Raw genomic sequence first — 11,437 nt, forward strand, 5'->3', positions numbered from 1 at the left:
AGTGAATAAAATTAAAGCGGTAAAAAGACAGATGTACAATAGGGCAGGAATTAAACTACTGAGAGCGAAGATTATTTATTCACAATAGAAGAAGTACCACCAAATTTGACGAAGAACCATTTTTCTTATTCTGGAGAAGCGATTGCACGAGAGAAAAAGACAAACTTACAGGCTTTTACTATGATGTCCGGCGAAACGCATAAACACCTGTGACAATCCTCCCTCCTGCCCTTGCAGCTGTACAAAGTTAAATTCGCGCAGCATCGGCATTCCTTTTATTTCGACTACACGGAGATTGCCAGCTACAAGCTCTTTATGCACCGAACGGATAGAAACAATTCCCATACAGTCCGTATGTTCCAAAAAAAGCTTGATACTCTCTGTACTACCGAGATACATCAATACATTAAAAGAAGAAAGTTTGAGATTATGTTGCAATAAGGCACGTTCAAACACATCTAATGTACCGGAGCCCCTCTCCCGCAAAACCAAAGGAATATTCAGCAAATCTTCCGGAGTAATCTCATCCGTGACAGCTAATTTACTCTGTGTATGCACCACGGCAACCAGTTCGTCTTGCAAAAATGGAGTATATTTCAGATTAGGTAAGCGGAAGATCCCTTCGACCAGTCCCAAATCAATCCGATGCTCTTGCAAGGCAGCTTCCACTCCCCGGGAATTTCTATTAATCAAAGAAAGATTGATTTGCGGAAACTTGGCTATAAAGTTCGCTAACAGAGGAGGAAGTACATATTGCGCAATCGTAGTACTGGCCCCCAATTTCAGTTCGCCGATATATTCATTATGCAACAGATGCATCTCATATTCTAATTGTTTATAATCGTCCAGGATTTTCTCGCTATGTTTCAGCAGCAATTCTCCGGCCTTAGTCAGTGAGATTTTGCTCCCTTGACGGTCGAATAAACGAGCTTGATAGTAAGTCTCCAGCTCCTGAATATGTTTGGTGATAGCAGGTTGACTGACAAACAATTCTTGCGAAGCCTTCGTAAAGCTTAGATTCTTCGCTACGCTCTGAAATACTTTTAAACGAAAATCGGACACGGCAATTATGATTAACAGTTAAGAAATCAATGACGAATAATGAATTACAGAAAGAATAAAAGCACAATAGTTATTGCAATTCTTCCGCTTTTATCCCCAACGCCTGCATGACAGGGAAAGCCAGCATATCCCATTTATAATCCACCGGAAGTTCGGGCTCATTCATACGGAATTGAATGACCTCTTTGCCTTTCACTTCATGCAAAGCATCAGTCACTTTCTTTCCATACTCCTCATTGAAAGAAATAACGATCATCCTTTTCACGTCTGCCGAATCGGAAACGATAGAGAGTAAATCCAAAAACAAATCTTCTCTTGACACCATTCCTTCCGACGGAACGCTGGCAAAAGAATATTCACCATAAGGGCTCTGAAACGCAACTCCATTCAATTCTTCCTGCAAATCGGAAGGTTGGCAATATTGCAATCGACTGGATTCTTTATCATACACAAAAAGAAATTGCACCTCGTTCTTCCCTTCTGTAATCCCTGCATCCAAGGTTATATAGGTGGTCAACATCGAAAGGTCTATCTCTTGTAAAGAACGATGCAAAGTTTCTTCAAAATATCCTTTTATATCTGTTATTACAAAATTCAAAAAAGCAGCGTCAATCAACACCACTGCTTCAGCAAGTTTTATTTGGGGCTTATCACTCATATACCATCTATATTATTACAGCGGATAAAGATACTACAATACTTTTATTTATCCACTTTTCAATATTTATTTTCTTTCATCACAGGCTAAGATTACACAAACAAGCGTATCAGGTAACAAATGATATTTTATAGCAAATTCGTCAGTTACTCCCAGATAAAAAGGTCATTTTGTCCTTTAACTCCTTAATACTCATGCTATTTTGTCATATTTTTATACTTGGCAAATCTTTTGCGCCCTCTTAGGTGTTATTAAAAACGTGAAATAAGAAAGGAGAACAAAGATATGAACTTTAACAATTTTACCATCAAATCTCAAGAAGCGGTACAGGAGGCCGTGAACCTGGTACAAAGCCGGGGACAACAAGCCATTGAACCTGTCCACATCATGCAGGGAGTAATGAAGGTGGGTGAAAATGTCACTAACTTCATCTTCCAGAAACTTGGCATGAACGGACAGCAGGTAGCTCTTGTTGTCGACAAACAGATCGACTCCCTGCCAAAAGTATCCGGCGGAGAACCGTATCTGAGTCGTGAATCTAACGAAGTATTGCAGAAAGCAACACAGTATTCTAAAGAAATGGGCGATGAGTTTGTTTCATTAGAGCATATCATACTAGCATTGCTGACTGTGAAAAGTACCGTCTCCACTATCTTGAAAGATGCCGGTATGACGGAAAAAGAATTACGCAATGCCATCAGCGAGTTGAGGAAAGGAGAAAAAGTAACGTCACAATCTAGTGAAGATACTTATCAATCATTGGAAAAGTACGCTATCAACCTGAACGAAGCTGCCCGTAGCGGAAAACTGGATCCTGTAATTGGACGTGATGAAGAAATCCGCCGGGTACTCCAGATATTGAGCCGCCGTACAAAGAATAATCCGATTCTAATCGGTGAACCGGGAACTGGTAAGACAGCAATCGTAGAAGGCTTGGCACATCGTATCCTTCGAGGAGATGTACCTGAAAACCTGAAAAACAAACAGGTCTATTCATTGGATATGGGAGCACTGGTTGCCGGTGCAAAGTATAAAGGTGAGTTTGAAGAACGACTGAAATCAGTTGTCAATGAAGTGAAGAAATCAGAAGGTGATATAATTCTGTTCATTGATGAGATTCATACACTGGTAGGAGCCGGAAAGGGTGAAGGCGCCATGGATGCTGCAAACATTCTAAAACCTGCCTTAGCTCGTGGAGAATTACGTTCTATCGGAGCAACAACCCTCGACGAATATCAAAAGTACTTCGAAAAGGACAAAGCTTTGGAGCGTCGTTTCCAAATCGTACAAGTGGATGAACCGGACAACGTGAGTACTATTTCTATCCTTCGTGGACTGAAAGAGCGTTACGAGAACCATCACCATGTGCGTATCAAAGATGATGCCATCATTGCAGCCGTCGAATTGAGTAGCCGTTATATTACCGATCGTTTCCTGCCGGATAAAGCCATTGACCTGATGGATGAAGCTGCAGCCAAACTGCGTATGGAGGTAGATTCTGTTCCTGAAGAACTGGATGAAATCTCCCGCAAAATCAAGCAGCTGGAAATCGAACGGGAAGCTATTAAACGTGAAAACGATAAACCGAAACTGGAAATCATCGGTAAGGAGCTTGCCGAACTTAAAGAACAGGAAAAGTCCTTTAAAGCCAAATGGCAGAGTGAAAAAACACTGATGGATAAAATCCAGCAGAATAAGGTTGAGATAGAGAATCTTAAATTTGAAGCAGAAAAAGCTGAACGTGAAGGTGACTATGGTAAAGTAGCCGAAATCCGTTACGGTAAACTTCAGGCTTTGGACAAAGAGATAGAAGATACTCAAAAGCAGCTACGTGATATGCAAGGCGATAAAGCCATGATTAAGGAAGAGGTAGATGCTGAGGACATTGCCGATGTTGTTTCCCGTTGGACAGGTATTCCTGTCAGCAAGATGCTGCAAAGTGAAAAGGATAAACTATTGCACTTGGAAGAGGAACTTCATCAACGTGTAATCGGTCAGGATGAAGCGATTGAAGCCGTGGCAGATGCCGTGCGCCGTAGTCGTGCCGGATTACAGGATCCGAAACGTCCGATTGGCTCGTTCATTTTCCTCGGAACCACCGGTGTAGGTAAGACCGAACTGGCGAAGGCATTGGCAGAATTCCTGTTCGATGACGAAACGATGATGACTCGTATCGACATGAGCGAGTATCAGGAAAAGCACAGTGTTTCCCGTTTAGTCGGAGCGCCTCCGGGATACGTAGGATATGATGAAGGCGGTCAGCTGACAGAAGCTATACGTCGGAAACCTTACTCTGTTGTCCTGTTTGACGAGATAGAAAAAGCTCATCCGGATGTTTTCAATATCCTGTTACAGGTATTGGATGACGGACGACTGACTGACAATAAAGGAAGGGTGGTCAACTTCAAAAATACAATCATCATCATGACTTCGAATATGGGTAGTTCTTATATACAAAGTCAGATGGAGAAGTTGCACGGTTCCAATAAAGAAGAAGTGATTGAAGAAACGAAGAAGGAAGTCATGAATATGTTGAAAAAGACGATTCGCCCGGAATTCCTGAACCGTATTGATGAAACGATCATGTTCTTACCATTGAATGAAAAGGAAATCAAGCAGATCGTACTCTTACAAATCAAGGGAGTTCAGAAAATGCTTGCCGAAAACGGAGTGGAACTGAAACTGACGGAAGGAGCATTGGACTTCTTATCTCAAGTGGGATATGATCCAGAATTTGGAGCTCGTCCGGTAAAGAGGGCTATTCAACGTTATCTATTGAACGATCTATCCAAAAAGTTACTTTCCCAAGAAGTCGACCGCAGCAAAGCAATTACCGTTGACGCTGGTGGAGACGGATTGGTATTCAGAAATTAAGAGTTTCCATTTAAAATAGAATGCCGGTATGCTTGATAAGAAGCATACCGGTATTATTTATATCCCTGAATATGTAAATCTCCGGACTTCCGGTTGGCAATTCGGATGGCTCATTACCAAAACATAGGTACCCTGTTGAGGGATTTCCATAGTCAATGAAGGCAAAGCAAATTTATGTTTGCCTTTTAATTCTCCCTGTGAATCGTAAAGGAATACCATTGTACCTGCCAACAAACCTGTCAGGCATAATGTCCCTTTTTCATTGTCCAAACGGACGTTTACTTCTTTATTTGTTATTGTCTCCATACCCTATATCAAAAACCGTCTGCTCCCCTAGAAGGCTATTAAAAATAAAAAGCGTGGGAACTTACTACAATTATCCCCCCCTTGACGCTTTAGACATCTACTAGCTAAATCATGCAAAACAACTAATGTTCAACCACATATTTACATACATGGCAGAACACGAGCGTTTAAACATTATTCCTAAGTAGTTCAATATTGTCCAGATCTCAAGTCTTGAATAATATCTTTATAACGCTTTTGTTCTCTATTGTTATTCACCGTTCACTACTGCTATTCCCAAGAATAGTGAACAGCGACAAAGATACATAAAAAAGCATCATTATTTACAATATAAGTAGAAGATATTTATTTTAGTAAAAGATTACCCAAATAATACTAATTTTTTTCTGAACATACAAGTGTTTATACGAAAAAACATGATAAGCATTTAAAATGCTTATCATGTTCTCTATTTTTGATTAAATAAACGGTACAGATTATTCTGCAGCTGCTTCTTCCTTAACTTCACCTTCCGGTTTAAATTCTGTGATTCCATTAGAAATCAAGATGTTATACCAAGCTACCAATTTCTTGATATCTGCTACATATACGCGTTCACGATCAAAGTTTGGTAATACTTCAGCCAAGTATTCACGCAATTGTTCAGGAGTAGCCTTTTTCGGGTCGATAGAAGCCTGCGCTGATTTCTCTTTCTCTTTTATAGCTTCCAGCACATCATACAAAGGCACTTCTGCATCGTCCGTATACATTGCTATATCGGCCAAAGAAATAATTTTTTCATTACCATAAGCGGGGAAACGTTTCTTCTCAGCATTGACTGATTCAACAATCAACATATTTTTTCCTTGCGAAATAAGTTTGTATAATCCCGGTTTACCTGAGATAGACAAGATAGTCTTCAACATAGTATATATCCTTTTATTTATTAATTATTTTTTGCGGAGCAAAGGTAATGATTATTTTTAGATAGCAAAGAAATAAGCTCCAAAACCTGCGGAATTAACGGTGTTTCATCATCATTGACTATCACGAAATCAGCATGACTTCTCTTAACTTCATCACTCATTTGTGCCTCAATACGCTTCATCACCTGTTCTCTCGATGAACAATCCCGTTTTATGGCGCGCTCCACTCTCACTTCCAGCGGCGCATACACCATAACCAGAAAATCAACTTCACTCCTAAAACCGGCTTCCACAAGTATGGCAGACTCCATACCTACCAATTGTTCACCACCAAACCGGGCAGCCCACCGACGAAAATCTTCTTTCACCTGTGGATGAATAATTTCATTCACTTTCTGCACACGATTCGGATGACCGAACATATAGGATGCCAGCAAAGAACGATTCAACACACCATTTTGAAACACATCCTGACCGACCAGCGCACAAAGTTCCTGACAAATCACCGGATCTGTCTGCGTGATACGCTTTGCTTCTATATCTGAAATATAAACAGGAATTCCCATTATTCCAAATAATCTGGAAACCACACTTTTCCCGCTACCGATACCACCGGTTATACCAATCTTAATCGACATTAGAAGTAATTTGTTCTATCAAGAAGTCTACTTGCTCAGGAACAATACGGATTTGATTGATTCCGCTCGGAAACGACTTCAATTTAACCGTATATTTATCAGAACCGAGCTTCAACAACTCTTCGTAAGAAATATTGATGATAAAATCGCTTGCTTTTATGCTGCGGAACCGCTTCAATCCCACCTGGAAAGTAATCTGAACTTTGGAAGGGAAGGTACGTAATGCCTTATCAGCCGGGAAATTAACTCCGTGTAATGGCACCTCTACTGTTTTCTCCGTATAAATATCTACCGGAAAGGTCATTTCTACCGAAGCCGGAACAAACTTCACTCCTCTTTCAGAATTCAGCGGAATTCGTCGCCGGGTTGTATCTGAAATATTCTCCAGGTTTATCTTTTGAGTATATGCGGTGGTAATAGTATCCAGAATTCCTTCCGGAGCATAAACTAATACAGAGTCCGGATTACAAATCGTATCTGATACATAATATTGAAGTCCGGCTGTCACTTTTCCCTGAAAGCGGACAGGTACTAACTTAGACTTTCCTTCAGAATAGATATACTCTAATGTATCCGGCTTGATTGAAAGAATTTTGGAAGACACATTCAATTGACTCAATATCTTTTTCTCAAAATCAGATGCGTAAATCTTCACATGATTATCTTTTCCTTTATAATCAAGAAAACCTAGATTTACCGGGAAAAAACTTTTCCCCAGCATATAATTGAGCAGCACCGTACCTTTATCTTTCACTCTGACGCGAAGTTCGGAAGGCGGTTCCGAAGTCAGCACTACATTATTGGGAACATCTTTCATTCGCACCGGAATGGAAAACTCCGCTTCATAGTCACTATTCAAAGTCTGAAGCAGCCAAAATCCACCGGCTATCAAGAAGAAAAATAAAAAAATTAAGAACTCTCTGCTCTTATCACTGAGCAGAAAATCCTTAATTTTCTTTGATAGTTTTAAATATGTATATTCTATTTTCCTACGATCAAACATAGGCACTTATTTATCAACTATTATTTAGATTGATTGCTAGCAGCTGACGCATCAGCGAAAATAGAATTCTTGTCTATTTTAATCTTTACATTAGAAGCAATCTCAAGTACTATGTAATCGTCAGTAATTTCCTTGATTGTTCCGTGGATACCACCTGCAGTAATCACATTCTGATTTACCTGAAGAGATTTACGGAAATTAGCTATTTCTTTCTGCTTCTTATTTTGAGGACGGATCATAAAGAAATACATGATAACAAACATAGCTATCAGCATGATCCACATCATACTTCCACCTCCGGCAGCACCGGCAGGAGCTTGCAATAATACAGTCAATACGTTCATAAATAATCTGTTTTAGTTTCTACTATATGGACAAAGGTATCAGTTTTTAGTCAACTTACCTTCTTTTTTTAATTGATTAACTATTCCATCCAGCGTACCGTTGATAAAGCTACCGCTTTTAGCTGTGCTATACAACTTCGCAATCTCTACATATTCATTTAACGAAACACTGACCGGAATGTTCGGGAAACTAAGAATTTCTGCTAATGCAGTCTGCATAATGATTACATCCATAAATGCGATGCGGTCCAAATCCCAGTTTTTTGTATTCTCACTCACCAAATGACGGTAATAGTCAGAATTCAAAATGGTGCGACGGAACAGACGACGTGCAAACTCCTGATCTTCGTCATCTTTAAATTCCGGAAGCAGTTCCTGGTTGGCACCCTTCTTTTCATCAAAGCGTTTGATTGTTTTCAAGACGAACGTGTCTACAATTTCCTTATCATCATTCCAGTACAAACTCTGGTCTTCCAATACCTGATCAAGAGAATCGTTATTAAAGATGTATGTCTTATAGATTTTTCTCCACAGTTCACGATCAGCTTCGTATGAGTTGTCATCAGAAGCCATATAATCTTTATAGATATCGGTTTCTACAATTTTCTCATAAAGCTCTTTGATAAAGTCCTGGTCGTTTGTCCAGGTTCTTTTCTGATTGGCTATAAACTCGGACAATTGTTTATTGACTTCCAATTGAGCAATAAACTTGTTATCTACGAACTTCCTGTTGGGATACAATTCCTCTGTCGTAGGTGCCAATTTAGCTTTTGCCGCATCAATACGTTTTTGTGCATACTCTGTCAATGCTATCATCAGCATTAACAAATAGTTGTAAAGGTCATACGCCTTTGAAAGACTAAAGAATAACTCTTTCTCCGCTGAGTCTAGATTTTTGCTGCCATTCTGATAATAGGCATATACTATCTGTATAATCTTAAGACGAATAAGAACTCTGTTGATCATAATTCAAATTAATACTGTTGTTATCGAACTGCAAAAGTAGATATTTTTAATGAGTTTCCACTAATAAATCACATTTTTTAATGCAGTATTTGATTCTCTGCGCTTTTTCTTTTGACAGTTTAAAAAAAATATCCAATTTTGAAGCCGATTATAAACGGACCGAAAGATATGGAAGATTTAAAAAAGAAAATGAGCGCAGACATGAATGATAAGGAGATCGTATTCTCCAAGTCCATTAAGGCAGGTAAACGCATCTATTACCTCGACGTAAAAAAGAATCGTAAAGATGAAATGTTCCTGGCTATTACAGAGAGCAAAAAAGTGATAACGGGAGAAGGCGATGATTCTCAAGTTAGTTTCGAGAAACACAAAATCTTCCTATATAGGGAAGACTTTCAGAAGTTTATGGCAGGACTCGAAGAAGCAGTCAATTTCATTGAGTGCAGCGACGCAAACGAATATATCGCCCGCCTGAACATCGAAGCTGATGAAGAAAATGAACGGAAAGCAATCGAAGAAGCCCGGGAAAACAAATTGGAGAGCGAAATTAAGATTGATATTGACTTTTAAGAAAGTAACTCTTTGATATTTCAAAAAAAAGATGTACTTTTGCACCGCTTTTTTGCAACATCGTGTGATAATCCACATCGTGTGATGGTGAATTAAGCAAACTAACTTAATTTAGAGTAACACAAATTTTTAAAGAAATGAAATCAATTGAAGTAAAAGGAACTGCAAGAACAATTGCAGAACGCTCTTCAGAACAAGCAAGAGCTTTGAAAGAAATTCGTAAAAACGGTGGTGTACCTTGTGTACTTTACGGAGGTAATGAAGTAGTTCACTTCACAGTGACTAACGAAGGACTTCGTAACTTGGTTTATACTCCGCACATCTACGTTGTAGACCTGATTATCGATGGCAAAAAGGTAAACGCTATCCTGAAAGATATTCAGTTCCACCCGGTAAAAGATACTATCCTACACGTTGACTTCTATCAAATTGACGAAGCTAAACCTATCGTAATGGAAGTTCCTGTACAGTTGGAAGGTCTTGCAGAAGGTGTGAAAGCCGGTGGTAAACTTGCACTGCAGATGCGTAAGATCAAAGTGAAAGCTTTGTACAATGTAATTCCTGAAAAGTTGACCGTTAACGTTTCTCACCTGGGATTGGGTAAGACTGTTAAAGTTGGCGAATTGAGCTTCGAAGGTCTTGAACTGATTAGTGCAAAAGAAGCCGTTGTATGTGCTGTTAAGTTGACTCGTGCAGCAAGAGGTGCAGCAGCAGCCGCTGGTAAGTAATTGAGATTATCCCTGTAAAGAGATATACTTCAAACGCAGATTAATGCAGATTAAAGCAGATGTTCAGTCTGCATTAATTTGTATTAATCTGCGTTTCTCTTTCTATATTAATGAACTGTTTTACGGAAATACGATGATAAAATACTTAGTTGTCGGACTGGGAAACATTGGTCCCGAATATCATGAAACCCGACATAATATCGGATTCATGACAGTAGAAGCATTGGCTAGAATCAATAACGCTCCCCCTTTTATGGATGGACGATATGGATTCACTACCAGCTTTTCTATCAAAGGACGCCAGTTGATTTTGCTTAAGCCATCGACTTTTATGAACCTGAGCGGACTGGCCGTTCGCTATTGGATGCAGAAAGAAAATATTCCATTGGAAAATGTACTGATCGTAGTAGATGATCTGGCTCTTCCCTTTGGAACTTTACGCCTGAAGGGAAAAGGGAGTGATGCAGGACATAATGGATTGAAGCATATCGCCGCTATTCTGGGCACCCAAAACTATGCCCGCCTGCGATTTGGTATCGGAAATGATTTTCCACGTGGCGGACAGGTTGATTATGTACTCGGACACTTCACTGACGAAGATTGGAAAACAATGGATGAAAGACTGGAGATGGCAGGGGAAATTATAAAAAGTTTCTGCCTCACCGGTATTGACATCACGATGAACCAGTTCAATAAAAAATAATGGACTAGCCCCCCAAAAAAAATAAAGATGACAATGAATGGTTAGCAATAAATGACAACGTCAACTAATACTAACCAAAGAATTATTTATCACTAAATAACTAACTAAAATGGCCGAAGCAAGAATAGATAAATGGATGTGGGCTGTCCGCATCTTCAAGACACGTACGATTGCAGCAGAAGCCTGCAAAAAAGGACGCATTACCATCAACGGTTCTTTAGCCAAAGCTGCCCGTATGATAAAACCGGGAGACGTTATTCAGGTGAAGAAACCGCCTATCACTTATTCATTCAAGGTATTACAAACTATTGAAAAACGTGTGGGAGCCAAACTTGTATCGGAAATGATGGAAAACGTAACTACTCCCGATCAATACGAACTGCTTGAAATGAGTAAAATCAGCGGATTCGTAGATCGTGCACGTGGAACCGGACGACCGACCAAGAAAGACCGCCGGGAACTGGAAGAATTTACAACTCCGGAGTTCATGGATGATTTCGACTTTGATTTCGACTTTGATTTCGATTTTGACAGTGAAGAATAATAAATGGGAATTTAGCGGTTAGGCTGAAAGCCTTACAATTATATATTTATTGGGGTGCCCTGAAAGGGCTTAATTATATAGCGTAGGGCAACGCCCTACGAAAAAAACACACCAGCCACAAGCCCTGAAAGGGCGG

At 39.7% G+C, this 11,437-nt stretch carries 13 protein-coding genes; 5 read left to right on the forward strand and 8 right to left on the reverse strand.

From position 1 onward, the window contains the following. Positions 1–165: 165 nt before the first annotated feature. Positions 166–1,062, reverse strand: a complete 897-nt coding sequence (locus N5O98_RS26140; RefSeq protein ID WP_022199521.1) for a LysR family transcriptional regulator — start codon at positions 1,060–1,062, stop codon at positions 166–168. Positions 1,063–1,132: 70 nt separating this feature from the next. After that, positions 1,133–1,720, reverse strand: coding sequence for a DUF6621 family protein (locus N5O98_RS26145; protein ID WP_004309792.1), 588 nt, complete (start codon positions 1,718–1,720; stop codon positions 1,133–1,135). 285 nt (positions 1,721–2,005) lie between these two features. On the opposite strand from N5O98_RS26145, the gene clpB reads away from it, so the two are divergent. Then, complete coding sequence (gene clpB / locus N5O98_RS26150; RefSeq protein WP_004309791.1) at positions 2,006–4,594, forward strand: ATP-dependent chaperone ClpB; 2,589 nt, start codon at positions 2,006–2,008, stop codon at positions 4,592–4,594. Positions 4,595–4,651: 57 nt separating this feature from the next. Here the strand turns inward: clpB and N5O98_RS26155 are convergent, their stop codons facing one another. The 6 genes from N5O98_RS26155 to nusB all read right to left on the reverse strand — a co-directional run bounded on the left by N5O98_RS26155 (position 4,652) and on the right by nusB (position 8,756). Further along, complete coding sequence (locus N5O98_RS26155; RefSeq protein ID WP_004309790.1) at positions 4,652–4,900, reverse strand: hypothetical protein; 249 nt, start codon at positions 4,898–4,900, stop codon at positions 4,652–4,654. 476 nt (positions 4,901–5,376) lie between these two features. Then, entirely contained in the window at positions 5,377–5,805 is a 429-nt protein-coding gene (locus N5O98_RS26160) for a DUF5606 family protein (protein WP_004302066.1), read from the reverse strand. 20 nt (positions 5,806–5,825) lie between these two features. Further along, on the reverse strand, positions 5,826–6,443 hold the full coding sequence (coaE, locus tag N5O98_RS26165) for a dephospho-CoA kinase (protein WP_004302065.1): 618 nt from the start codon (positions 6,441–6,443) through the stop codon (positions 5,826–5,828). Continuing rightward, positions 6,433–7,446, reverse strand: a complete 1,014-nt coding sequence (locus N5O98_RS26170; RefSeq protein WP_004309789.1) for a CdaR family protein — start codon at positions 7,444–7,446, stop codon at positions 6,433–6,435. Before N5O98_RS26170 ends, coaE begins: the two co-directional genes overlap by 11 nt. A gap of 20 nt (positions 7,447–7,466) precedes the next feature. After that, complete coding sequence (gene yajC / locus N5O98_RS26175; protein ID WP_004302063.1) at positions 7,467–7,790, reverse strand: preprotein translocase subunit YajC; 324 nt, start codon at positions 7,788–7,790, stop codon at positions 7,467–7,469. A 39-nt stretch (positions 7,791–7,829) separates the two neighbouring features. Beyond that, positions 7,830–8,756 (reverse strand): transcription antitermination factor NusB, encoded by a 927-nt coding sequence (nusB, locus tag N5O98_RS26180; RefSeq protein ID WP_004309788.1) that lies wholly within the window; start codon positions 8,754–8,756, stop codon positions 7,830–7,832. A 168-nt stretch (positions 8,757–8,924) separates the two neighbouring features. Between nusB and N5O98_RS26185 the strand changes: the two genes are divergently transcribed. The 4 genes from N5O98_RS26185 (at position 8,925) to N5O98_RS26200 (ending at position 11,301) form a co-directional block, all read left to right on the forward strand. Next, positions 8,925–9,326 (forward strand): PUR family DNA/RNA-binding protein, encoded by a 402-nt coding sequence (locus N5O98_RS26185; RefSeq protein ID WP_004309787.1) that lies wholly within the window; start codon positions 8,925–8,927, stop codon positions 9,324–9,326. A 137-nt stretch (positions 9,327–9,463) separates the two neighbouring features. After that, positions 9,464–10,054 carry a 50S ribosomal protein L25/general stress protein Ctc gene (locus N5O98_RS26190; protein WP_004309786.1) on the forward strand — a complete coding sequence of 197 codons (591 nt, stop codon included), beginning with the start codon at positions 9,464–9,466 and terminating at the stop codon, positions 10,052–10,054. Positions 10,055–10,190: 136 nt separating this feature from the next. Then, complete coding sequence (gene pth, locus N5O98_RS26195; protein ID WP_032855967.1) at positions 10,191–10,757, forward strand: aminoacyl-tRNA hydrolase; 567 nt, start codon at positions 10,191–10,193, stop codon at positions 10,755–10,757. Between the two features lie 109 nt (positions 10,758–10,866). Further along, complete coding sequence (locus N5O98_RS26200; protein ID WP_004309784.1) at positions 10,867–11,301, forward strand: RNA-binding S4 domain-containing protein; 435 nt, start codon at positions 10,867–10,869, stop codon at positions 11,299–11,301. Positions 11,302–11,437: the final 136 nt, after the last annotated feature.

It is taken from the genome of Bacteroides sp. LFL-34 (genome assembly GCF_027257075.1).
Taxonomy (GTDB): domain Bacteria; phylum Bacteroidota; class Bacteroidia; order Bacteroidales; family Bacteroidaceae; genus Bacteroides; species Bacteroides ovatus.